Here is a 23,738-nt window from a genome sequence, read left to right as displayed (position 1 = left end):
GCTCTGGATTGCTTCGCTGCGCTCGCAATGACGAGTTGCTTCACCAGCTCGCGGTGCCCTTCATGGTCGGCGCGCCTGCGACGTTCGCCGTCCACACCTCAAGCCCCGCATCAGTCTCATTGCCGTTGACGCTGAATTCCGCGCCATCGAACAGCGGATTGACTCCGCGATAAACAAACTTTGCGGGCGCCTTGCCGCCGCGCTGACGGGCGGTGAATTCGATCAGCAGCGACGCCTGCAGCGGACCATGCACGATCAGGCCGGGATAACCCTCGACCTTGGTGACGTAGTCGCGGTCGTAGTGGATGCGGTGGCCGTTGAAAGTCAGCGCCGAATAGCGGAACAGCAGCACCGGATCGGCCATGTGGGTCTCGCGGATTTTTCCGGCGGGCGCAGGTGCTGGAGCGGCGGCGGGTTTATCGCCGGGTGTGGGCATATCGCGGTAGACGATGTCGTGGCGTTCGCGAATAGCGACGCCGCGCGGCGTGGTGATGGTGTGCTCGACCGAGACGAAGCACAATGTCCCGGTGCTGCCGGTCTTCATCGTCACGTCCGAGATGCGCGACGAGCGCGTGACCTTGTCGCCGACCCGCAGCGGGTCGATGAACTCGATCTGGCCGCCGGCCCACATCCGGCGCGGTAGCGGCACCGGCGGCAGGAAGCCGCCGCGCGCGGGATGGCCGTCTGCGCCAATTTCGCTCATCGGCACGACCGGCTGCGCGAGGCACCAGTGCGTCGTGAACGGCGCGGCGTCGCCGTCGACGGGATTGCCGATGTCGAGGAACAGCGTCGCGCGCAGGCCCTTCACCAGTTGCCCGGTGATGACGTCGGATGCTTCCTGGGTGCGGCCGATCCACTGGCGCAGGTGGTCGATGTCAGGTTTCGCGGTCATGATGTCTTGCCTCGCGGAATTTCGCCGGTGGAATCGCCGACAGCAGGCACGGCGCCGTAGTGCCGCTGTTCGCCGATGACGATGGAAGCGGGCGCGGGATATGCGACCGGGCCGTTTGGCGTCGCGACCTCGATCCGGCGCAGATGCGGATGCACTGACAGATCGTCCATGGTGTTGACCTCGGCGAAGGCGATGTCCGCCTCGGTCAGGCGCTTGAGCAGGTCGTCGCGCGTCATGGTCTTGAACACGCCGCCCACGGTGTCATCGGTCAGTTTGCGGTTGCGGACGCGCTCCACCATGTTGCAGAAGCGCGGGTCGTTCGGCAGGTCCGGCATCGCCATAACTTCTGCGCAGAGTTTCTTCCACTCACGCTCGCTCTGGATCGAAATCAGGATGTCGCGGTCGTCCTTCGACGTGAACACGCCGTAGGGCGCGATCGAGGTGTGGGCGAGGCCGATCCGCTTCGGCGGCGTGCCGGCCTCCGCGTTCAGAAGCGGAACGGCGAGCCAGTCCGCCATCACATCGAACATCGAGATGCGGATGTCGGCGCCTTGCCCGCTGTGCGAGCGGCCGATCAGGGCCTCGAGGATCGCGGCATGGGCCGTCGCACCGGTGGCGATATCCACGATGGAGAGGCCGACGCGGGCCGGTGCATCCGGGCCGCCGGTGATCGAGGCGAGGCCGCTTTCGGCCTGGATCAGCAGGTCATAGGCCTTGCGGTCGGCGTAGGGGCCGTCGTCGCCGTAGCCGGAGATGGTGCAGATCACCAGTGCCGGATAATCCTTGCGCAGCCGCTCGCGGGTGAAGCCGAGCTTGTCCATCGAGCCGGGCTTGAGGTTCTGCACCAGCACGTCCGCGCCGGCGATCAGGCTTTCGAGGGTCTTGCGGCCTTCGTCGGTAGCAAGATCGATCACCACGGATTTCTTGCCGCGGTTGAGCCAGACGAAATAGCTGCTCTGGCCCTTCGCCGCGGCGTCATAGCCGCGGGCGAAGTCGCCTTCCGGCCGCTCGACCTTGAACACGGTGGCTCCGGCATCCGCCAGCCGCGAGGTGCAGAACGGTGCGGCAACCGCCTGCTCGACAGCGATGACGGTCAGTCCTTCAAGCGGCAGCATCGGCATATTTCCCTGGGACGTGCGATTTCTGTTTTGTCATTGCAGGTGTAGCGAAGCAATCCACTTCCTGCTTTCCTCACCTCTCCCCGGCGGGGAGAGGTCGGCGCGTATGCGCCGGGTGAGCGGGATCAATATTCATTCGAGGATCCGAACCCCCTCACCCCAACCCTCTCCCCCGAGGGGAGAGGGAGAAGAAAGAGACAGATCGCTTCGCCGCAAACGCCCTACACACAATGACAATCAATACGAGCGCGGCATGCCGAGCACGTGCTCGGACAGATGCGACAGGATCAGGTTGGTCGAGATCGGCGCGACCGAATAGAGCCGCGTCTCGCGGAATTTGCGCTCGATGTCGTATTCCTCCGCAAAGCCGAAGCCGCCATGGGTCTGGATGCAGGCGTTGGCGGCCTCGAACGACGCATCGGCCGCGAGCATCTTGGCCATATTCGCTTCCGCGCCGCAGTCCTTGCCCGCTTCATAGAGGCGGGTGGCTTCCTTCACCATCAGTTCGGCGGCGCGCATGTTGGCGTAGGATTTTGCGATCGGAAACTGGATGCCCTGGTTCTGGCCAATGGGACGGCCGAACACGGTGCGCTCCTTGGCGTAGTCGCTCGCCTTTTTGATGAACCATTTTGCGTCGCCGACGCATTCCGACGCAATCAGGATGCGCTCTGCATTCATGCCCGACAGGATGTAGCGGAAGCCCTTGCCTTCCTCGCCGATCAGGTTTTCGGCGGGCACCTTCATGTTGTCGAAGAACACTTCGGTGGTGGCGTGGTTCATCATGGTGCGGATCGGGCGGATGGTCAGGCCGCCGGCTTTCTTCGCTTCCTGCATGTCGACGATGAACACGGAGAGTCCGTCGGTGCGCTTGGCAGCCTGCTCCTTCGGCGTGGTGCGTGCCAGCAGGATCATCAGGTCGGAATATTCGGCGCGGCTGGTCCAGATCTTCTGGCCGTTGACCACGTAGTGATCGTTGCCTTCGCGCTTCGCGAACGTCTTGAGCGAGGACGTATCGGTGCCGCTGGTCGGCTCGGTGACGCCGAAGGCCTGCAACCGCAGTTCGCCGCTGGCGATGCGCGGCAGCCATTTGGATTTCTGCTCCTCGCTGCCATGCCGCAGCAGCGTGCCCATGGTGTACATCTGGGCATGGGTGGCGCCGCCGTTACAGCCGGATCGCTGGATTTCCTCGAGGATCGCGGCCGCCGCGGACAGCTTCAGGCCCGAGCCGCCGTACTCTTCCGGGATCAGCACGGACAGGTACCCGGCGTCGATCAGCGCCTGGACGAATTCCTTCGGATACGCCATCTCGCGGTCCAGCTTGCGCCAGTATTCGCCCGGGAATTGGGCGCAAAGCTTGGCAACGGACTCGCGGATGTCGGAGAAGTCTGTTTCTTGATGTGTCATGTCATTGGCTTTGGCAGATCGACAGCGCGCATTGTAGCCGTCCCGAACGCGCATCTGCGTTCTGATTTTGCATCTTTGGTGAAGATTTCGACTTTGGCGACACCAATCGTGCCGCCGGCCTGAAGAACCTCCGCACGGGCGATCAGTTCATCGCCGTCGGCGGGGCTCAGGAAGTTGATCTTGATTTCGACGGTCACCCCGATCTTGCCTTCCGGGAGCGCGGTTGTCGTCGCGGCGCCCGCAGCCTGATCTGCGAGCGCGGTGATCACGCCGCCATGAAAATGGCCGGCGAATTGCAGAAGTTCAGGTTTGCGCGGCAGGGCGATGGTCACACGGCCAGGCTCGGCGTGCACGATGTGCATTCCGGACGACTTTGGAAAGCCGGGCGCCGACATGACAGCGTCCAGCAGTTTCAGGGAATTGACTTTTGTCATGCTGAATAATGCACCAATCAGGCGTTGATGCGAACGGGCAGTTCCTCGTAGCCCTTCACGAAGCTCGAGTAGATCCGCTTGGGTTCGCCGACAACCTCGATGTTGTCGAACCGCTTGAGGATTTCTTCCCAGATGATCTTGAGCTGAAGGTCGGCCAGCCGCATGCCGACGCAGCGATGGATGCCGAAGCCGAACGACATGTGCGTGCGCGGTCGGGCGCGGTCGATGATGAAGCTGTCGGGATTTTCGATCATCTCGCCGTCGCGGTTGCCGGAGACGTACCACATGACGACGCGGTCGCCCTTTCTGATCTTCTTGCCGCCGATCTCGGTGTCGACAAGCGCCGTGCGGCGCATATGCGCCAGCGGTGTCTGCCAGCGGATCACTTCGGGAACGAAGCTGTCGATCAGCGCATGGTTCTCGCGCAGCTTGTCGTACTGGTCGGGATTTTCGTTCAGCGCCAGCACCGAGCCGCTCATCGAGTTCCGGGTCGTGTCGTTGCCGCCGACGATCAGCAGGATCAGGTTGCCGAGCAGTTCGTCGCGGTTCATGTGACGCATGGCATCGCTGTGCGCCATCATCGAAATAAGGTCGTTCCCCGGATTCTTGAGGCGCTCGTTCCACAGGCGGGTGAAGTAGTCGGCGCATTCGCCAAGCTCGCGCAGGCGCTGCTCTTCGCTCTCGTAGATGCCGCTCTTCGGCAACGCCGTGGAGAGGTCGGACCAGCGCGTCAGCATGCGGCGGTCTTCCCAGGGGAAGTCGAACAGCGTCGCCAGCATCTGCGTGGTGAGTTCGATGGAGACGCGATCGACCCAGTTGAACGTCTCGTTGCGCGGCAGGTTGTCCAGGATGGTTGCCGAGCGTTCGCGAATGAGAACGGCAAGGCGATCGAGATGCACCGGCGTAAACATTGGCTGCACGGTCTTGCGCTGCGGGCCGTGCTTTGGCTCGTCCATCGCGATGAAGCTCGGCCAGCTATAGTTTTCGCCGACGTCGCGCAGGCTGATGCCGCCGTATTTGACATCGGACGAGAAGATCGCGGCGTTGGTGTCGACATGCATGATGTCGTTGTACTTGGTCACCGACCAGTAATCGCCGACCGGGCAGGTCGTGCAGTAGTGCACGGGCTCTTCCTTGCGCAGCCGCTCGAAGTAAGGCCACAGCGTATCGCTCCGGAACAGTTCAGGCGCGCCGACATGGAATTCCGACAGCGGCATTGAATAGGCCTTCTCGCGCGCCGCCTTCTGGCGCTCGTCGCGGGCCATGGTGATTGTTCCGTGCATCTTTCGCTTCCTTATGTCCCATACCCAATGAGCGTGTTTGACGCCCCGATTCTTATTGCCGGAGCCGGCTTTGCTATGACGCCAGCCGCACCGGAAGGGTCTCGTAGCCCTTGACGAAACTGGAATACACCCGATGCGGCGGCTCGACCACTTCGATGTTGTCGAAGCGCTTGAGAATCTCCTCCCAGACGATCTTCAACTGCAATTCCGCTAGGCGAATTCCAACGCAGCGGTGAATACCGAAGCCGAACGACAGATGCTGGCGCGGCCGGGCGCGATCGATGATGAAGCTGTCGGGGTTCTCGATCACTTCGTCATCCCGGTTGCCCGAGACGTACCACATCACGACCTTGTCGCCCTTTTTGATATGCTTGCCGCGCAGTTCGGTATCCTGCAGCGCGGTGCGGCGCATATGGGCCAGCGGCGTTTGCCAGCGAATGACTTCCGGCACCATGCTGTCGACCAGCGCATGGTTGCTGCGCAGCTTCTGGTATTCGGCCGGATTTTCGTTCAGCGCGTAGAGGCCGCCCGAGAGCGAGTTGCGGGTGGTGTCGTTGCCGCCGACGATCAGGAGAATGAGGTTTCCCAAAAATGTCTTGGGGTCCATGTCCCGCGTCGCTTCGGCATGCGCCATCATCGAGAGAAGATCGCTTTTCGGCGGAGCGTTGATCCGCTCGTTCCACAGTCTCGAGAAATAGGCGGCGCATTCCTGCAACTCCGCCTGCCGCGCATCCTCCGATGCGATGATGTCGGTGTTGCCGGGAAGGGCGGTCGCGACGTCGGACCATCGCGTGAGCTTGCGGCGATCCTCCCATGGAAAATCGAACAGGGTTGCGAGCATCTGGGTCGTCAGTTCGATCGAGACCCGGTCGACCCAATCGAAGGTCGCGTTGCGGGGCAGTGCGTCCAGGCATTGGGCCGCGCGCTGACGGATGGTTCCGGCCAGTTCATCGAGATGGGTCGGCGTGAACATCGGAGCGACCGTCTTGCGCTGGGCGCTGTGTTTGGGCTGGTCCATCGCGATGAACATCGGCCGGCGAAACTCGGGCGGTGCATCGCGGATCGTGATCCCGCCGAGGCTCGCCTCCGACGAATAGATCTGGTGGTTGGTCTCGACATGCATGATGTCGTTGTACTTCATCACCGACCAGTACGCGCCGAACTGGCTGTCCTTGCAGTAGTGAACCGGGTCTTCCTTGCGCAGCCGTTCGAAGTACGGCCAGAACGTATCGTTGCGGAAAAGGTCGGGGTCCCCCGGATTGAATTGCTCGATCGGCGTGGAATAGGCCTTCTCGCGCGCCGCGTTCAGTTCCGAATGCCGCGCAGGATCGAGCGTGCCGTGCATCGGGCGTCTCCCTTTGACGTGCTTCCGTGGGTTGATCCCGGAGGCTTGCTTGGGAGAATTACATCGCGTCGCTACCGCCGCAGCAAGCCGGAGTTTTTTCGCTCCAAAGCGTCAGGCGGTAGGACAATGCGGATTCCATCAGCGGGAACCATTACAAACATGTTCGCGTAAAAGTTGCTTAACCAGTTAACCCTAGCCTTGCTGCGTCAATCTGACCCAGGGGCATAGAAAATGCAATTGTTCAAGTCTTCTCAGGAGCTTGCGGCAAAGCTCGATGCGCTTAGCAAATCTCAGGCGATCATCGAGTTTAACCTCGATGGCACAATCGTGACCGCGAATCCGAATTTCCTAACTGCCATGGGTTACCGGCTGGACGAAATTCAGGGCAAACACCACAGCATGTTTGTCGATCCCGAACTGCGCGACCGGGCCGAATATCGCGAATTCTGGGACGCGCTGCGCCGGGGAGAGCACCAGTCGCGCGAGTTTCCCCGCATCGCCAAGGGCGGGCGCCAGATCTGGATCCAGGCGTCGTACAACCCGCTGATGGGCCGCGGCGGCAAGCCGTACAAGGTGGTGAAGTTCGCCACCGACATCACCGAACAGAAGCTGAAGAGCGCCGATTACGAAGGCCAGATCGCTGCCATTCAGAAGTCGCAGGCCGTGATCGAGTTCAATCTCGACGGCACGATCATCACCGCCAACGAGAACTTCCTGAAGACGCTCGGCTACCGGCTGGACGAGATCCAGGGCAGGCATCACGGCATGTTCGTCGAGCCTCAGTATCGCGACAGCGCCGCCTATCGCGACTTCTGGGATGCGCTGCGCCGGGGTGACTATCAGGCCGCCGAATACAAGCGCGTCGGCAAGGGCGGCAGGATGGTCTGGATTCAGGCCTCCTACAATCCGATCCGGGGCGCGGATGGCAAGCTCGTCAAGGTGGTGAAGTTCGCCACCGACACCACGGCGCAGGTCGAGGATCGCATCCGCCGCAGCGAGGTGCAGAAATCCATCGACATCGACCTCGGGCAGATCACCGAGGCGGTCACCTCCACATCCGAGCGGGTGACGTCGGCGGTGAGCGCATCGACGCAGACATCGTCCAACATGCAGGCCGTTGCCTCGGGTGCGGAGGAGCTTGCAGCTTCGGTGAGTGAAATCAGCCGCCAGGCGTCGGATGCGCTCTCCATCTCGCTGCAGGCGGTGCAACAGGCCAACGAGACCAGCGCCATCGTTTCGGGTCTCGCCATCGCCGCGCAAAAGATCGGCGATGTGGTCAAGCTCATCAACAACATTGCCGAACAGACCAACCTGCTGGCGCTCAACGCCACCATCGAGGCGGCGCGCGCCGGCGAGGCGGGCCGGGGCTTTGCCGTCGTGGCATCGGAAGTCAAAAGCCTCGCGACCCAGACTGCGAAGGCGACCGATGAAATCAGCGCTCAGATCGCCGAGGTGCAGGGGACCACGACCAGCGCGGTCAATGTCATCGAGGCGATCACGCAGACGATCTCCCGCATCAACGAGATTTCGGCGGCAATCGCGGCTTCGGTCGAGGAGCAGGCCTCGGTGACGCAGAGCATCTCGTCCAACATGCAGGTCGCGGCAAAGGGCGTGACCGACATCAACTCCAGCATGACCGATATCGCGCAGGCGACCCGCTCGGTCGATGAATCGACCCGCAAGGTGCGCGAGGCTTCGCGCGCGCTGGCGTAAGGCAGCGACGCCTGACCAAATTGCCCGCCGAAATGTCAGGCACAAGACATTTCGGCGTCCCGCTTTGTGGCCATCTGCCCGGCATCCAGGGGCAGATTTGCCGCAAGACGGCGCCGGCGCGTTCCGGCACTTGGGGCCCTTCTCCCCGCAACCGGCCCGTGGCATGGTCCGCCAAACAAGGGGCTGGCAAAAGCTACCCGGGGAGAGAACCTGATGATTCCGAACGCACACAGCATGTTCAATTTCGATCTCGGCGAGACCGCGGATGCGATCCGCGAAACCGTGCGCGATTTCTCGGCGAACGAGATCGCGCCCCGCGCCGAAGAGATCGACAAGACCAACCAGTTCCCGCGCGACCTCTGGCCCAAGATGGGCGCGCTGGGTCTGCTTGGCATGACTGTTGAGGAAGATTTCGGCGGCTCCGGGCTCGGCTACCTCGAACATTGTATTGCGATGGAGGAAATCTCCCGTGCCTCGGCGTCTGTAGGGCTGTCATATGGCGCGCACTCCAACCTGTGCGTCAACCAGATCCGCCGCAACGGCAATGAAGCCCAGAAGCGAAAGTATCTCCCGAAGCTGATCTCGGGCGAACACGTCGGCGCGCTGGCGATGTCCGAGCCGGGCGCAGGGTCCGACGTCGTGTCGATGAAGACGCGCGCCGACAAGAAGGGCGATCGCTACGTCCTCAACGGCAACAAGATGTGGATCACCAACGGTCCTGTTGCCGAGACGCTGGTGGTCTACGCCAAGACCGATCCGGCGGCCGGCCCGCGCGGCATGACCGCGTTCCTGATCGAGAAGGGCATGAAGGGATTTTCGACCGCACAGAAGCTCGACAAGTTTGGCATGCGCGGCTCCGACACCTGCGAACTGGTGTTCGAGGATTGCGAAGTCCCGGAAGAGAACGTGCTCGGCAATGTCGGACGCGGCGTCAACGTGCTGATGTCCGGTCTCGACTATGAGCGCGCCGTGCTGGCGGCCGGACCGCTCGGCATCATGCAGGCCTGCCTCGATGTGGTGATGCCCTACATCCACGAGCGCAAGCAGTTCGGCGAGCCGATCGGCACCTTCCAGCTCGTGCAGGGCAAGGTCGCCGACATGTATGTGACGATGAATGCGTCGCGCGCCTATGTCTATGCGGTCGCGAAGGCCTGCGATCGCGGCGAGACCACGCGCGAGGACGCCGCGGGTGCGATCCTGTACGCGGCGGAGCGTGCGACCCAGTGCGCGCTGGACGCGATCCAGTTGCTCGGCGGCAACGGCTATATCAACGACTACCCGACCGGGCGGCTCTTGCGCGACGCCAAGCTCTATGAGATCGGCGCCGGCACCAGCGAAATCCGCCGCATGCTGATCGGCCGCGAACTGTTCGACAAGACGGCTTAGGCGACCTCGACGTCATTGCGAGCGAAGCGAAGCAATCCATTATAAAAAGAAGAAGCTAGATTGCTTCGTCGCAAGAGCTCCTCGCAATGACGAAGCGCAAAGCCGCGCTCGGGCGATGCAAGGCTACCGCGGCAGGTTGTTGACCTTCGCGACCCAAGCCCGCACGTCCGGCAGAAGGGCCGGCAGCACCTCACGTACCTCGTCGACGGTCATGCCGGCCTTGATGCGCGGGTCATAAAGAATGTTCATGATGTACTGGTCGTAGATGTCGAAGAAGCCCATCGAGACATCGTCGTTGAACATCGTCCACGGCACCGAATCGGTGTCGTTGATCGGCCCGAGGGATTGCAGCAATTCCTCATAGGCGCAGTCGAGGAACACGAAGTCGCTGTTGTCGACCGTCAGGATGACGTCCGAATGCTGGATCTCATAGTTGTCGTTCTTGCGAAATCCGGACAGGCATTGCGGGTCCAGCGTGTCGTGAATTTCCTTGGCCTTCTCTGCGCCGTAGAATGACGTGATGGTTTTCTGAAGGTCGCGGTCGCGGACCAGCGTGATGATGGTGTTGGCGTCGTCGCGCCTGGGTGTGATCGCGATGTCGAGATGCTGCACGCGCCTTGCGATATCGCCGACAACCTTTCCGATCTGCTTCTGCCGGTCGGCGCGGGTGGAGCCGTCGATAAAGACTCGTACCGGCATGTGGTATTTGCGGATACGGTCGACGCGTCCGGCGAGATGATACTCCGCGCCGAACGCCGTCTTCATGAAGCCGTCGATGATCTGGCTGTCTGTGAAAGCCTTCTTTTCATTGCGCTGGCGTGCGCTGATATTGGGCCCTTCGGCAAGGGTCGGCGACCACAATGTGGTGCTGAGCGTCAGGCTGCCCAGAAGGACGATCCCCGGTATCAGCCGCCGTATTGCCGATGACGTTTCCATGACAGACATGAGCTAGCCGTCATGCCGCCCGCATGCAAGAGCGCACAGGGCAGCCGGTGAGAAAACGAGAAGGCCGGCCACGAGGGCCGGCCTTTGCAGAGTTTTGCGGCAGGGACCGAGCCGAGGCCGGTCCTGTCCGAATCCTAGTTCTTGACGATGACCGTCGCGCCGACCCGCACCCGATCGTACAGGTCGATGACGTCGTCATTGACCATGCGGAAACAGCCCGAGGAGACAGCCTGACCGATCGTCTCCGGCTCGTTGGAGCCGTGAATGCGATAAAGCGTCGAGCCGAGATACATCGCGCGCGCACCGAGCGGATTGTCGGGACCGCCGACCATGTGGCGCGGCAGATCCGGGCGGCGCCGCAGCATCTGCGCCGGCGGCGTCCAGCTCGGCCATTCCTTCTTCGCGGTGATGCGATGGACACCGCCCCAGCGGAAGCCGTCGCGGCCGACGCCGATGCCGTAACGCAGGGCCCGACCGCCTTCCTGAACCAGATACAGGCGGCGTTCCTTGGTATCGATGATGATCGTGCCCGGTGCATAGTTGCCCTGGAAACCGACCGTGGTGCGCGGTATCGGGCCGGTGCCGCTGCGGTTCGTGAAGCTGAAAAGATCGGCCAGCGGATTGTACTCGGCGTCCGCCATCGCGAGGCTGGTGCCGCCGAGCAATGTCGCTGCGGTAAGAATTACGGTCAAAAGGCGCGTCATTAGAATCCTCATAAGAGATCGTCAGACCGGGGCGGAAATGTTGGCGCACCGGGAACAGGTGCCATGAACTCTGCGAGAAAGGCCACAATTTGCCAGTCTTCGCAACCCACGGACGCGTGAAAGGCTTCGGGGCAGCCCATTATCCGCCGGGGGCGTGACTTCTGCGAGACACGCCCCGCCTGCACGGTCGCGCTGCCGTTCCAATCTACCGCAGGCTTTGACGAACTGTCATAAGGATGGTTCATCTAACGGCGCCACAACAAGGCGTCACAACAAAAAGCTTTGAGCGGGAGTGGAATGATGAACGGGGCGGAAAGTCTGGTGCGAACATTGGTCGCGGGCGATGTGAATGTCTGCTTCACCAATCCGGGAACATCGGAGATGCATTTTGTCGCCGCGCTGGATCGTGTCGATGGGATGCGATGCGTGCTCGGATTGTTCGAAGGCATCGTCACCGGCGCCGCTGACGGGTATTACCGCATGGCCGGGAAGCCCGCATCGACACTGCTGCATCTGGGGCCCGGTCTCGCCAACGGCCTCGCCAATCTGCACAACGCCAAGAAGGCGCATTCCGGCATCGTCAACATCGTCGGACAGCATGCGACCTATCACATCGAATACAACGCGCCGCTGACGTCGGACATCGAAGGTCTCGCGCGGCCGATGTCGGCCTGGGTCCGAACCTCGCCGGATTCGAAGTCCATCGCGCGCGACGGCGCCGCCGCCATTGCCGCGGCGAGAAGCCATCCCGGACAGATCGCGACACTCATCCTTCCGGCCGACACCGCCTGGAACGAAGCCGACGGCATCGCGCAGGTGCCGGAGGATTCGCAGCGCGCCAGTTACTCGCCGCAGGCGGTCGACGAGGCGGCCCGCGTTCTGCGCAGCGGCGAGCAGACGCTGCTGCTGCTGACCGGCAAGGCCCTCACGGAAGAAGGACTGGCGCTCGCCGCGCGCATCGCCGGCAAGACCGGCTGCAAGGTCATGGGCCAGACCTACAATCCGCGCATGGCGCGCGGCCGCGGCCGCTTCTCCATTGACCGCATTCCCTATGTGATCGAGCAGGCGCTGCCGATCCTGAAGGATTTCCGCCACATCGTTCTGGTCGAGACTAACGACCCGGTGGCGTTCTTCGCCTATCCGAATAAGCCGAGCCTGCTGAAGCCGGAAGGCTGTGAGGTTCATCGCATGTGCGAGTCCGGCGAGAATTCGGTGGCGGCATTGCACGCGCTGGCCGATGCACTCGGCGCCAAGGCGAGCGACGCGAAACCGCAGCAGCTTGTCGAACTCGCGAAACCGACCGGCGCGCTGACGCACGCATCCATCGCGCAGGCGATCGCGCTGGCCATTCCCGAGAATGCCATCGTGGTCGATGAATCGATCACCACCGGCCGTGGCTTTTTTCCGCCGACGGCGGCAGCGGCGCCGCATGACTGGCTTCAGAACATGGGCGGTTCGATCGGCTTCTCGACCCCGGTCGCGACCGGCGCCGCGGTTGCCTGCCCGGACCGCAAGGTGATCTGCATGGTCGGTGACGGCAGCGCGATGTACACGCTTCAGTCGTTGTGGACACAGGCGCGCGAAGGACTCGATGTCACCACCATCGTCTTCGCCAACCGCACCTATCAGATCCTGAAGGGCGAGTTTGCAGGCGTCGATGCCGGCGAGCCGGGACGCAAGGCGCTCGACATGCTGAATATCGACAATCCCACCCTCGACTGGGTGTCGCTGGCGAAAGGTATGGGCGTGTCCGCTCAGTCGGTCACCACCGCCGAGGACTTTTCAAAGTCGCTGACCAACGCGGTGCGTGAAAAGGGGCCGCGGCTGATCGAAGTGGTGATGTAACCGACAATAATGGAAGGAACCTCGCGCGAGGCTTCTGCGTTGAATACGTAGAAGCATTCTCGCGGGGGTTCCTGAGATGAACGTCTTTCAGGGCTCGTCCTTCAGCCCCGACACCATTGCAGCGATGACGCAGGCCTTTGAGGAGGCGGTCGAGACCCTGCCGTTTCCGGTTGGGTCGGCGCGGGTTCAGGCGCTGGCGAAGAATATCGTCGAGCTTGCGTCGCAAGGCGAGCGTGATCCGGAGCGCATGAAGCTTCTGGCGCTGCTGGCTCTGAAATCGGTCCGGCACGATTGACGACGCAAACCGTCTGCCGATTTGCTTTCGGCGGTATCATGTAAAGGTTGAGTTAAGTCTTCGGCAGCTTCTTGCCGCTAGATTAGCCGTGGCTTCATCTAATGCTCTTATCGCGAAGCCGTCATGTGCAAGAAATGCAGTGAGGCTGATCCGATGAAGAAGGCGATTGATTTTATCCGCGACGAGAGAGCTGCGACGTCGATCGAGTATGCGCTGATCGCGACGGGCATCGCGGTCGCGATTGTCGCCGCGGTCAATGGCCTCGGCACCACGCTCGGCGGCAAATACGCCACGGTCAAGGCCGCGTTCGATTGATCTGACGCGACGTATTACGTGGCTGTGGTTAAGGACAATCGCGACAATCCCAATCCAAGAGTTCGCGGATCGGCCGACATCCCCTCGGATAGCGGCGATCGCGGCGCATCGATCTCGAACGAAATTTTCAGGGTGTCTCCGGACGATTCGTCTGTCTGGGGCGGAAGCGACGCCGTCAGCCACCGGGGCTGATTCAATCTTCCAGCTTCGAAAACCCACTCTGCGATCTGCTCATCCCGGGCAAAAACGCGAACGCGAACGGGTTCACGTTGTTTTCCCAGAAACGCATGGGCAAGCGCATTCAGGACAAGCCGATCGCCGGCTTTTGCCTGAACCGGCAACGCGAGCTCAGCGCTGCGCTCCACGGTCCAGACGCCCCATGTCTCGGTGGGTCCCCAGCCATTCCGCATGAAGCAGCGCGAGTCGAGCGAGTTGCCGAAATCGATCTCGCCGCCGATCTGATAGTCCGGCTCCATATCCGGCGTGGTTTTGGCGAGCGCGATCATACTTTCGATGAACCGGCGGCAACCTGTCTCGACGCCAAGGCGTGGAGCAATCGCACGCGCGGCGGCGGCGAGATCCGGATTGCGCACCGCGCTCAGAAGCGCGTCCGCGACTGTTCGCACCGCAGAGTCGTTGAACATCACCCCAACGCCGTAGCCCTCCGCGATCTTCTCGGCCATCCATGTGTCCTGCGGCACAACGACGGGTTTGCCGAGACTTGCGGCTTCGGTGAACGTGCCTGACGTTAATGCTCTGTACGGCTGCGCGTCATAGGCCAGCCATACCAGAGAAGCGCGGGTCAGATTGGTGAAGTAATCTTCGATGCTCTGCTCGTGAGAAATTATCTCGACGGATGAGCGAGCCTTCCGCTTCAGCCTTGCGATGGAGTTCGCGAACCTGGCAGGGATCTTGACGAGAAACCTGACCGTCGGCTCGGCGCGGGTCACGCGCTGAACAATCTCGCTCAGATTTTCGGCAAGCGTGCCCGACCTGTTGTTCAGATGCACGTAGATGGCCGGCGTCGTTGGCGTTGCGTCCGGCAAATCGGTGAAGGTCCGGCCGAAATGGTGTTGCATCATGAATGGCCGCCGGCGACACACGCGCGAGACGGTGCGTGCCTTTGCTTTTGAATTGACCAGAAAGAACAAGCGCTCTTGTCCGGGGCGCGTGCGGAGATCGGAACATGCGAGCCGGTAAAGGGCGGCTCTGGCTCTGTAGCGTCCGGTGTCGAGATCGGTCAGTTCGTCGCCGATGATGCGGAAGAACACGCTCGGGCGCAGCGTTGGCGGACGCCGCGCGAGCCATGCGCCGATGCCGCGAATGAGGATCGGATGCCCACGCGGAAAATAGATCAGGTCTTGCGCGGTAAGTTCTTCCGCTTCGAACCGGGCCCACAACGGTTCCAGAATATGTTCCGCATCGCTGTAGGCGACAAGCTCGGTGACATAGTTGTCGTCAGTGACGTCCAGCGCGGGCAGGGGGCTGAGAACGGCCTGGGCGGACACAGATGCCGCAACATCCGCATCGGTGGAACGGAGCCCGAGAATTGCGACAGACATCTCCAGCGCGCTTCCCTCGGTCTTGAAGGAGACGAGTTCGTTCAGCCAGTGGCTGGATTGGTCGAGCGGTTCGAAGCTGGCAATGATCAGTTTGGGATGAGACACCGCCGCGCGAGCGGGGCCGTCCTGCAGCGAAGTGTCGAGTGCCGTCATTGCCACTCTCCAGCCGCTGCCGTCAGCGCGATCTAGAAAATCTTGTGAAATGTCTTTTGGAAATGGTGGGCGCACAAGGGATCGAACCTTGGACCTCTCCCGTGTGAAGGGAACGCTCTCCCGCTGAGCTATGCGCCCGGAACCACCGGATATCTTTCGGAGCGGGGATTTACGGAAGCAGGGGCAGGGGTGTCAAGCGCGGCCGGCCCGTGTGCTTCAGAATTCGGCTGAAATCCCGCCGTAGATGCTGAATGTCAGTCTATCCCGGCTGACGCGCCCGTGAGGCATGTGCCTGCAAGGCCCGAATCCGTTCCGCCAGCGTGCCGCGCGCCTCGGTGGCGGGGCCAGGCGCCGCAGCGCCATTTGGGGCAGCGCCGTTCGCCGTGGTCGCCTTGACGATGGTGCTGATCGCGGGCTTTTGCTCCTCGGACGCCAGGATCGCCTCGATCGGCGAGTCGGGGCCCTCCAGCGTCACCGCAAGCTTGGCGACTTCGGCTGCGATGTCGTTGATGCGCTCGCGCAGCAGGGCATTTTCCATGCGCTCGGTGGACCACGAGCTTTCCGCCTGCTGCTGAATGAGATTGATGTCGCGCTGTAACTTGGCGCGCTCATCCCGGGCGACGGTGAGCTGTTCTTCGAGCGAAGCCTTTTCCGCGCGGAGCTTCTCCAGCGCCGCGGAATTGCCGGTGCCGGACGCCATGTCTTCGCGCAGCTTCTGCTCGGTCTGTTTCGCAGCCTCGGCCTGCTGGCGCAACAGGGTGTTCTCGTATTCGCGCTCGGCGAGAATCTTGCCTTGCAAGGCGAGGCGGTTCTCGAGATCCGTGACGCGCGACGACAGCATTTCGGTTTCTTTGGTCTGCACCACGAGCTGGCGATCGAGGTCGGTGACCTTTCCGCTCAGATCCTCGACCTTTCCGCGCGCGTCGCTGAGTTCGCGGGTCGCGATCTCGGCTTCGTTGCGATGGTCGGTCAGGCGCTGCCGGCTGCTGGACACTTCCTTCTCGGCGTCATTGACGCGGCTTTGCAGCGCCTCGATCTGGTTGCGGACCGCTAGCAGTTCGACCTGACGGCTTTCCGCCGTCATCGAGCGCTGGGAAAGTTCGCTGTTGAGCTTGCCGAGTTCACCTTGCTTGTCGGATAGCTGCTGTTCGGCGGTGCGCAGCGACTGCGTCTTGGCGCTGAACTCTTCTTCTGTCGCCCGCAACTGATCCTTCAGCGCCTTCTCGCGCGCTTCCAGCGCGAAAATCGCGGCGTTCTTCTCGCCGAGTTCGATCTTGAGGCGGTTGATCGCATCCGATTTCTTGCCGAGTTCGGCAAGCTGGCTCGAGGTCTTGTTCTTGAGCTGCTCGACGCTCATTTCGAGCCGGCGGGCGGACATCGCGAACTCGGCCCGCAACTGGTCCTTGTCGGCCTGGATCTCGGCCATCGAGAGCGGGGTCGCGGCTTCGAGGCGCTTCGTCGTCAGCCGGACCGCACGGTTATGGACCAGCGGCACGATCATCAGACCGAACAGCATCGAGACCAGAAAACCGATCGCCAAATACATGATCGGTTCGACCATATGTGTGACCCCTGAGCTAGATTAAATCGTTTTTTACCATGCCACGGCGGGCGGGGAAAAAGCTAGCGGGACAGCGTGTTAACGTGAATCAGCCCGCCTCCCTGAAGGCAGGCGGGCGATGCCCCGGTCATCCTGTCAGGAAAGTGTCAGAAAGGGTTCCAGGTCGCGCGCGGCGTGAACTTCAGGTAGCCGATATTGGCGCCGAGCCGCAGGCCGACACCCGACCGGATCGGGACCAGCACGATGCCGTTCGCCGTCAGCGCCGTCATGCCGAAGCCGCCGATAATGTAGGCAGAGCCGTCGATGCCGGCGAAGCGCTGATAGATCGCGTCGGTCGCGGGCAGGTTGTAGACCAGCACCATGGTGCGCGCGCCGTCGCCGCCCCAGTCGAAGCCGACCGACGGTCCCTGCCAGTAGACCCGCAGGTCGCCGGCGTTCTTGGTGTAGAGCGTGCCTTCGCCGTAGCGCAGTCCCGCGACGAAAGCGCCGCTGCCTTCCTCGCCGAGAACATAACCGTTGGGCAGACCCCACTGGCTCACCGCGCGCTCGATCACGGACGCCAGTCCGCGCGACACGTTGCCGAAGAACCTGTGGCCCGCGCCGACCAGTTCGTCCGGCCCATAGGTATTGGAGGCGCGCTGCTGGGCCGAGGCTGGCACGGCCAGGGAAATCATCGCTGCAAACACCAGCGCCGCGAGGCGCGAAGCAAAGGTCATGAAAGAACCCCTTGGACCACCAGATGGCCGGATTTCATGTCCATCGCTTAACGCCTTGCTGAGAAGCAATGGCATAGGCTGCGGTCCCACGTCCCCGACTCGATTGTTTATCGGCATCAACTATGACGGCACGGCGGCAAGAAAATAAAGGGCAACGCCTTGGAATCGCCTGTCTTGCGGTCCTTGCCGGGCTGGCCGGGCCGTATACCAGCGCGTCCGCGGTCACCGAACGGGTGGTGGTGAACCGCCATAGCGGCCTTGCCATCGATGGCTTCGACCCTGTGGCCTATTTCACCGACGCCGAGGCGGCCAGGGGGCAGCCCGACATCGAGGCGTCCAGGGATGGCGCCGTCTGGCGTTTCCGGAACGAAGCCAACCGCGCCGTTTTCCTCAGCCATCCGGATATCTACGGACCCCGGTTCGGCGGCTATGACCCTGTCGACGTGGCGCGCGGCAAGACCGTCGTGGGGCAGGCGCGGTTGTGGCTGGTGTCCGGCGAGCGGCTGTATCTCTTCAGCCGCGAAGACAACCGCAACGCCTTTGCCGCCAATCCTGAGGATGTGGTCAAACAGGCCAACGGCAAATGGCCGGCGCTTCTCGAGACGCTGTCGGCTTACTGATCGGCTGCGGCGGGGTCGCCCCACGCAATGAACTCGGGCACCAGAAAGTCCTCGCGCGCCTCCCCGAAGCAAAGCGCCGCGCCCTTGCTGTCGGTGATCCGTCCGCCCGCCGCAGTCACCACCGCGTGCCCTGCGGCCACGTCCCATTCGGATGTCGGGGCGAGCCGGGGGTAGATGTCGGCGCCGCCTTCGGCGATCCGGCCGAACTTGACCGCGGAGCCGAGCGCCTGCCGGATCGCTCCGGGCCGGGCGGCGATGAAAGCTTCGGTCCGTTTATCGCCGTGCGACCGGCTTACGGCCACGATCCAGGCCGTGCGCGGGCCGGGATGAGGGCGGGTGTGGATCGGCTGGGCCGAGCGCGCCTTGCCGTCCTTGGTCATCAAAAGGCGCTCGGCACCCCGGCCGACAATTCCTCGCCAGAGCAGTCCCAGGGCGGGGGCTGCGATGATGCCCAGCACCGGCGCGCCGTGGGTAATGAGCGCGACATTGACGGTAAACTCGTCACGTCCGGCCACGAACTCCTTGGTGCCGTCGAGCGGATCGACCAGGAAAAAGCTGTTCTTGTAGGGCCGCGCGGCCAGGTCGGTGCGCTCCTCGGACAGGGCCGGAATATCCGGCGCGAGTTTCGCCAGGCCGTCCGCGATGATGCGGTGGGCCGCCATGTCTGCCTCCGTAACGGGAGAACCGTCGGATTTTCCCTCGACCAGCATGGTGGCGCGGCTGACCGCGAGGATTGCCGCCCCGGCCTGAACGACGATGTCCGTCAACGGCTCCATCAGAGCCGCGGCGGCATCCCGGTCGATCGCAGGGGTTTCGGTCATGGATCGGTCTTCAATCCGCTGTGGTTCGTGTTGCGCCTCGGTGGCCGCAGGGCCAGCCGCAGTGTATCAAACCATAAAGCACGCTTGATTCGCCGCGTCAGCACCTTGCGGCCATCTTGATCGCAGGAAATCGCTGGAAAATCCGAGGAAATTCATGTCTGGCACGTCAACTCCCGGTCCCACACCCGATGCACTCGAACTCGCCGCGTTGATGTGTTCGCGCGTCTGCCACGATCTCATCAACCCGGTCGGCGCCATCGTCAACGGTCTTGAGGTGTTCGACAGCAGCAACAAGGAAGACGACAAGGAGTTCGCGCTCGATCTGATCCGCAAGAGCGCAAAATCCACCTCCGCGCGGTTGCAGTTCTGCCGTATCGCCTATGGCGCCGCAGGGTCTGCCGGCTCCCAGATCGATCTCGGCGAAGCGCAGAAGATGACGCGCAATCATCTCGAGGACGAGAAGACCAAGATAGTCTGGAACCTCCCGCACGTACTTATGGCGAAGAACCGGGTCAAGCTGCTGCTCAATATGCTCGTCATCGCGCAGCAGGCGATCCCGCGTGGCGGCCAGTTGATCGTCGATCCGGTGGGCGAGGGCGACACGATGGGATTTCGCATTCGCGCCGCAGGCACCAATGCGCGCGAGCCGCAGAACGTCGCGGCGCAATTGAACCTCGACAACGCCGGTTCGGTGTCCGCGCATGCGGTGCAGCCTTACTATACCGCCTTGCTGGCGCAGGCCTGCGAGCTGAAGGTGTCGCTGGCTGCTGAAACCGACGCCGTGGTGGTGACTGCAGCCTAGCGGTCCGATCCCATCTTCATAAACTCTTAATGAACGGCGGCCCCCGGAGACATCCAGCTCCGGGGCGGGCGCCTTAGCGTCTTGTTCAGCGCGTTCTTTTCCAAATGCTCAACCAATATTAAACGCTTTGCGTCGAAACTGACCGCATTCCGGGAGACGTGTGTTGCGTGCCCGTTTGCGCGAAGGCTTGATTCATGGACGATCTGTTGCGTGAGTTTCTTACCGAGACGAACGAAAGTCTCGACACTGTCGACAACCAGCTGGTTCGTTTCGAACAGGATCCAAACAACGCGAAGATTCTCGATAACATCTTCCGGCTCGTTCACACGATCAAAGGCACCTGCGGCTTTCTCGGATTGCCGCGGCTCGAAGCGCTCGCGCACGCAGCCGAGACGCTGATGGGCAAATTCCGCGACGGCATGCCGGTGACCGGCGAAGCCGTGACGTTGATCCTCAGCACCATCGACCGCATCAAGGACATTCTCGGCCAGCTTGAGGCAACCGAAGCGGAGCCGGAAGGCGCCGATGTCGATCTGATCGACGCGCTTCATCATATGGTCGAGCAGGGCATGGCCGCGATGGAAGCTGCGCCTGCCGCGCCTGCGCCGGTTGCAGCCAAGCCGGTGACCGTCGGCATGATGGTCGATCAGACGCTGGAACGCGAACTGCGTCCCGGCGAAGTTTCGCTCGACGAGCTTGAGCGCGCTTTCCGCGAAACCGAAATCGAAGTCGCATCGCCGTCGATTGCACCGGTTGCGCAGCCCGCTCCAAAGGCCGACGCGCCGAAAGCCGCGGCAAAGCCGAAGAAGCCGGTGATCGAGAACGATACCGCGGAAGGCGACAAGATCGCGAACCAGTCCATTCGCGTCAATGTCGACACCCTCGAACATCTGATGACCATGGTGTCGGAGCTGGTGCTGACGCGTAACCAGTTGCTCGAGATCAGCCGTCGCAACGAGGATTCCGAATTCAAGGTGCCGTTGCAGCGGCTCTCGAACGTCACCGCTGAGCTGCAGGAAGGCGTCATGAAGACGCGGATGCAGCCGATCGGCAATGCCTGGCAGAAGCTGCCGCGCATCGTGCGCGACCTATCCAGCGAACTCGGCAAGCAGATCGAACTGGAGATGCACGGCGCCGACACCGAGCTCGATCGCCAGGTGCTCGACCTGATCAAGGACCCGCTGACGCACATGGTCCGCAACTCCGCCGATCATGGCCTTGAGACGACCGCCGACCGCGTCGCCGCCGGCAAGCCGGAGCAGGGCACGATCCGCGTTTCCGCCTATCATGAGGGCGGTCACATCATCATCTGCATCGCCGACAACGGGCGCGGCCTGAACACCGAGCGGATCAAGCAGAAGGCCGTGCAGAACGGCCTCGTCACCGAAGCCGACGTCGAGAAGATGACCGAGGCGCAGATCCACAAGTTCATTTTCGCGCCGGGCTTCTCCACGGCTGCGGCGGTCACGAGCGTGTCGGGCCGCGGCGTCGGCATGGACGTGGTTCGCACCAACATCGACCAGATCGGCGGCACCATCGACGTCAAGTCCGTGCCGGGCGAGGGGTCGAGCTTCACCATCAAGATCCCGCTGACGCTGGCCATCGTGTCCGCGCTGATCGTGGAAGCCGCCGGCGATCGCTTCGCGATCCCGCAGTTGTCCGTGGTCGAACTGGTGCGCGCGCGCTCCAATTCCGATCATCGCATCGAGCGGATCAAGGACACGCCGGTTCTGCGGCTGCGCAACAAGCTGCTGCCGCTGATGCATCTGAAGAAGCTGCTCAAGATCGACGACGGCGCGTCGATCGATCCGGAGAACGGCTTCATCGTGGTCACCCAGGTCGGCAGCCAGACCTTCGGTATCGTGGTCGACGGCGTTTTCCACACCGAGGAAATCGTGGTCAAGCCGATGTCCACCAAGCTTCGCCATATCGGGATGTTCTCGGGCAACACAATTCTCGGCGACGGTGCCGTCATCATGATCATCGATCCGAACGGCATCGCGCAGTCGCTCGGTACGGCTGCCGCGACACAGAGCGAAATCGGTGACGAGAACGCTTCGACCCGCTCGAACTCCGATGCTCAATTGACCTCGCTGCTGGTGTTCCGCGCGGGATCGTCTCAGCCCAAGGCGGTGCCGCTGGCGCTGGTGACCCGGCTTGAAGAAATCGCGGTCGAGAAGATCGAGATGTCGAACGGCCGTCATATGGTCCAGTATCGCGAGCAGTTGATGCCACTGGTCGAGATCGAAGGCGTCTCGATCCGCGACAGCGGCGTGCAGCCGATCCTGGTGTTCGCCGATGACGGGCGCTCGATGGGTCTCGTGGTCGATGAAATCATCGATATCGTCGAGGAGCAGCTCAGCATCGAAGTGGCAAGCACTCGCGAAGGCGTGCTGGGCTCCGCGGTCGTTAAGGGCCAGGCGACTGAGGTGATCGACGTCGGTCACTTCCTGCCGATGGCGTTCGCCGACTGGTTCAGCCGCAAGGAAATGCGTCTGTCGGCAACCGCCCAGACCGTCCTCCTGGTCGACGACTCCGCGTTCTTCCGCAACATGCTCGCCCCCGTTCTGAAGGCGGCAGGGTATCGGGTCACGGTCGCGCAGAACGGACACGAAGGGCTTTCGGTGTTGCGCTCCGGCAATCAGTTCGACGTCGTTCTGACCGACATCGAGATGCCGGACATGAACGGCTTCGAGTTCGCCGAAGCGATCCGCGCCGACCGCCGCATGGAAGCGATGCCGATCATCGCGCTGTCGTCGGTGGTGTCACCGGCGGCGATCGAACGCGGCCGCCAAGCGGGCTTCCACGACTATGTCGCGAAATTCGACCGGCCGGGACTGATCGCCGCCCTGAAAGAACAAACCGCTGACGTCAAGCAGGCGGCGTAAGGAACATGACAATGGATACAAATGTCGACGGCGCTGACCGCGGAATCACCGAATACGTCACCGCGATGATTGGCGGACAGTTGTTCGGGCTGCCGATCTCGCGGGTTCAGGACGTGTTCATGCCGGAGCGGCTGACGCGAGTCCCGCTGGCGTCTGCCGACGTTGCGGGCGTTCTCAACCTTCGCGGCCGGATCGTCACCGCGATCGATATGCGCGCACGTCTCGGCCTGCCCAAGAACGAGGACGGCAAGGTCCCGATGGCGGTGGGTGTTGACCTGCGTGGTGAATCCTACGGCCTCCTGATCGACAGCATCGGTGAGGTTCTCAAGCTTGCGGACGACAGCCGCGAGGTGAACCCGGTCAATCTTGATCCGCGCATGGCGAAAATGGCGGGCGGCGTGCACCGGCTCGAAGGGCAATTGATGGTTGTTCTCGATGTCGACCGCGTTCTGGAAATCAATCCGGACATGCTCGCCGCCTAAGAACAGTTTTGGGAAATAACGCAAAGCCCCGTGACAGCGGCCCACACGGGACCTGAGGAAAAAAGAGGCTAACATGAAAACATGTCTGATCGTTGACGATTCAAGCGTCATCCGGAAGGTCGCGCGGCGCATTCTGGAAGGGTTGGATTTCCAGATCGTCGAGGCTGAAGATGGCGAGAAGGCCATGGAAGTCTGCAAGCGCGGAATGCCGGACGCTATCCTGCTCGACTGGAACATGCCGGTCATGGATGGCTACGAGTTCCTCCGCAATCTGCGTCTGATGCCGGGCGGCGACAAGCCGAAGGTGGTGTTCTGCACCACCGAGAACGATGTCGCTCACATCGCCCGTGCTCTTCATGCGGGCGCCAATGAATACATCATGAAGCCGTTCGACAAGGAAATCGTGACGGCGAAATTTCATGAAGTCGGTTTGATCTGAAGCTCTGCGCTGAAC

At 62.3% G+C, this 23,738-nt stretch carries 22 protein-coding genes and 1 tRNA gene; 10 read left to right on the top strand and 13 right to left on the bottom strand.

The window, feature by feature from the left end:
• Window positions 1–40: 40 nt before the first annotated feature.
• From HMPREF9695_RS15980 to HMPREF9695_RS15955, 6 genes are all read right to left on the bottom strand, one after another.
• Window positions 41–892, bottom strand: a complete 852-nt coding sequence (locus HMPREF9695_RS15980; protein WP_006021907.1) for an HTD2 family dehydratase — start codon at window positions 890–892, stop codon at window positions 41–43.
• A complete protein-coding gene (locus tag HMPREF9695_RS15975) occupies window positions 889–2,007 on the bottom strand; it encodes a CaiB/BaiF CoA transferase family protein (RefSeq protein ID WP_041712832.1) in 1,119 nt (372 codons plus the stop codon). Before HMPREF9695_RS15975 ends, HMPREF9695_RS15980 begins: the two co-directional genes overlap by 4 nt.
• Window positions 2,008–2,247: 240 nt before the next feature.
• A complete protein-coding gene (locus HMPREF9695_RS15970; protein WP_006021905.1) occupies window positions 2,248–3,414 on the bottom strand; it encodes an acyl-CoA dehydrogenase family protein in 1,167 nt (388 codons plus the stop codon).
• The gene (locus tag HMPREF9695_RS15965) at window positions 3,411–3,848 is read right to left on the bottom strand and encodes a PaaI family thioesterase (RefSeq protein ID WP_006021904.1); all 438 of its coding nucleotides are present in this window, start codon (window positions 3,846–3,848) and stop codon (window positions 3,411–3,413) included. Before HMPREF9695_RS15965 ends, HMPREF9695_RS15970 begins: the two co-directional genes overlap by 4 nt.
• 17 nt (window positions 3,849–3,865) lie before the next feature.
• Window positions 3,866–5,131: a cytochrome P450 gene (locus tag HMPREF9695_RS15960; protein ID WP_006021903.1), complete on the bottom strand. Its 1,266-nt coding sequence runs from the start codon at window positions 5,129–5,131 to the stop codon at window positions 3,866–3,868.
• Window positions 5,132–5,204: 73 nt separating this feature from the next.
• Window positions 5,205–6,476 carry a cytochrome P450 gene (locus HMPREF9695_RS15955; RefSeq protein WP_006021902.1) on the bottom strand — a complete coding sequence of 424 codons (1,272 nt, stop codon included), beginning with the start codon at window positions 6,474–6,476 and terminating at the stop codon, window positions 5,205–5,207.
• A 231-nt stretch (window positions 6,477–6,707) separates the two neighbouring features.
• Between HMPREF9695_RS15955 and HMPREF9695_RS15950 the strand changes: the two genes are divergently transcribed.
• Window positions 6,708–8,189, top strand: coding sequence for a methyl-accepting chemotaxis protein (locus HMPREF9695_RS15950; RefSeq protein WP_006021901.1), 1,482 nt, complete (start codon window positions 6,708–6,710; stop codon window positions 8,187–8,189).
• Between the two features lie 213 nt (window positions 8,190–8,402).
• Window positions 8,403–9,575, top strand: coding sequence for an isovaleryl-CoA dehydrogenase (locus tag HMPREF9695_RS15945; protein ID WP_006021900.1), 1,173 nt, complete (start codon window positions 8,403–8,405; stop codon window positions 9,573–9,575).
• A gap of 123 nt (window positions 9,576–9,698) precedes the next feature.
• On the opposite strand, the gene HMPREF9695_RS15940 is transcribed toward HMPREF9695_RS15945, so the two are convergent.
• Together HMPREF9695_RS15940 and HMPREF9695_RS15935 are read right to left on the bottom strand one after the other, a co-directional pair.
• Complete coding sequence (locus HMPREF9695_RS15940) at window positions 9,699–10,511, bottom strand: DUF2927 domain-containing protein (protein ID WP_006021899.1); 813 nt, start codon at window positions 10,509–10,511, stop codon at window positions 9,699–9,701.
• 143 nt (window positions 10,512–10,654) lie between these two features.
• Entirely contained in the window at window positions 10,655–11,224 is a 570-nt protein-coding gene (locus tag HMPREF9695_RS15935) for a L,D-transpeptidase (protein WP_006021898.1), read from the bottom strand.
• A gap of 300 nt (window positions 11,225–11,524) precedes the next feature.
• Here HMPREF9695_RS15935 and HMPREF9695_RS15930 point away from each other — a divergent pair, with 300 nt between their 5' ends.
• The 3 genes from HMPREF9695_RS15930 (at window position 11,525) to HMPREF9695_RS15920 (ending at window position 13,679) form a co-directional block, all read left to right on the top strand.
• The gene (locus HMPREF9695_RS15930; RefSeq protein WP_006021897.1) at window positions 11,525–13,069 is read left to right on the top strand and encodes an acetolactate synthase large subunit; all 1,545 of its coding nucleotides are present in this window, start codon (window positions 11,525–11,527) and stop codon (window positions 13,067–13,069) included.
• A gap of 76 nt (window positions 13,070–13,145) precedes the next feature.
• Entirely contained in the window at window positions 13,146–13,364 is a 219-nt protein-coding gene (locus tag HMPREF9695_RS15925) for a hypothetical protein (protein WP_006021896.1), read from the top strand.
• A gap of 153 nt (window positions 13,365–13,517) precedes the next feature.
• The gene (locus HMPREF9695_RS15920) at window positions 13,518–13,679 is read left to right on the top strand and encodes a Flp family type IVb pilin (protein WP_006021895.1); all 162 of its coding nucleotides are present in this window, start codon (window positions 13,518–13,520) and stop codon (window positions 13,677–13,679) included.
• A gap of 14 nt (window positions 13,680–13,693) precedes the next feature.
• Here HMPREF9695_RS15920 and HMPREF9695_RS15915 read toward each other — a convergent pair whose 3' ends face one another.
• The 4 genes from HMPREF9695_RS15915 to HMPREF9695_RS15900 all read right to left on the bottom strand — a co-directional run bounded on the left by HMPREF9695_RS15915 (window position 13,694) and on the right by HMPREF9695_RS15900 (window position 17,671).
• Window positions 13,694–15,394, bottom strand: a complete 1,701-nt coding sequence (locus HMPREF9695_RS15915; protein WP_006021894.1) for a glycosyltransferase family protein — start codon at window positions 15,392–15,394, stop codon at window positions 13,694–13,696.
• A gap of 63 nt (window positions 15,395–15,457) precedes the next feature.
• Window positions 15,458–15,532: transfer RNA gene (locus tag HMPREF9695_RS15910), tRNA-Val, on the bottom strand.
• 121 nt (window positions 15,533–15,653) lie between these two features.
• Window positions 15,654–16,955 (bottom strand): hypothetical protein, encoded by a 1,302-nt coding sequence (locus tag HMPREF9695_RS15905; protein ID WP_006021893.1) that lies wholly within the window; start codon window positions 16,953–16,955, stop codon window positions 15,654–15,656.
• Window positions 16,956–17,101: 146 nt separating this feature from the next.
• Window positions 17,102–17,671: a DUF1134 domain-containing protein gene (locus HMPREF9695_RS15900; RefSeq protein ID WP_006021892.1), complete on the bottom strand. Its 570-nt coding sequence runs from the start codon at window positions 17,669–17,671 to the stop codon at window positions 17,102–17,104.
• 122 nt (window positions 17,672–17,793) lie between these two features.
• On the opposite strand from HMPREF9695_RS15900, the gene HMPREF9695_RS15895 reads away from it, so the two are divergent.
• Window positions 17,794–18,291: a YHS domain-containing (seleno)protein gene (locus HMPREF9695_RS15895; protein ID WP_006021891.1), complete on the top strand. Its 498-nt coding sequence runs from the start codon at window positions 17,794–17,796 to the stop codon at window positions 18,289–18,291.
• Here the strand turns inward: HMPREF9695_RS15895 and cysQ are convergent.
• Complete coding sequence (cysQ, locus tag HMPREF9695_RS15890) at window positions 18,285–19,112, bottom strand: 3'(2'),5'-bisphosphate nucleotidase CysQ (protein ID WP_006021890.1); 828 nt, start codon at window positions 19,110–19,112, stop codon at window positions 18,285–18,287. The two genes, HMPREF9695_RS15895 and cysQ, sit on opposite strands and share 7 nt — an antisense overlap.
• A gap of 154 nt (window positions 19,113–19,266) precedes the next feature.
• Here cysQ and chpT point away from each other — a divergent pair, with 154 nt between their 5' ends.
• The 4 genes from chpT to HMPREF9695_RS15870 all read left to right on the top strand — a co-directional run bounded on the left by chpT (window position 19,267) and on the right by HMPREF9695_RS15870 (window position 23,723).
• Entirely contained in the window at window positions 19,267–19,914 is a 648-nt protein-coding gene (gene chpT, locus HMPREF9695_RS15885) for a histidine phosphotransferase ChpT (protein WP_006021889.1), read from the top strand.
• Between the two features lie 194 nt (window positions 19,915–20,108).
• On the top strand, window positions 20,109–22,802 hold the full coding sequence (locus HMPREF9695_RS15880; protein ID WP_006021888.1) for a hybrid sensor histidine kinase/response regulator: 2,694 nt from the start codon (window positions 20,109–20,111) through the stop codon (window positions 22,800–22,802).
• Between the two features lie 11 nt (window positions 22,803–22,813).
• Window positions 22,814–23,284, top strand: coding sequence for a chemotaxis protein CheW (locus HMPREF9695_RS15875; protein ID WP_006021887.1), 471 nt, complete (start codon window positions 22,814–22,816; stop codon window positions 23,282–23,284).
• Window positions 23,285–23,357: 73 nt separating this feature from the next.
• A complete protein-coding gene (locus HMPREF9695_RS15870) occupies window positions 23,358–23,723 on the top strand; it encodes a response regulator (protein WP_006021886.1) in 366 nt (121 codons plus the stop codon).
• Window positions 23,724–23,738: the final 15 nt, after the last annotated feature.

This window comes from Afipia broomeae ATCC 49717 (genome assembly GCF_000314675.2).
Lineage (GTDB): Bacteria > Pseudomonadota > Alphaproteobacteria > Rhizobiales > Xanthobacteraceae > Afipia > Afipia broomeae.
Note: the sequence above shows the minus strand (reverse complement) of the source record. Positions and strands in the feature narration are given on the sequence as shown.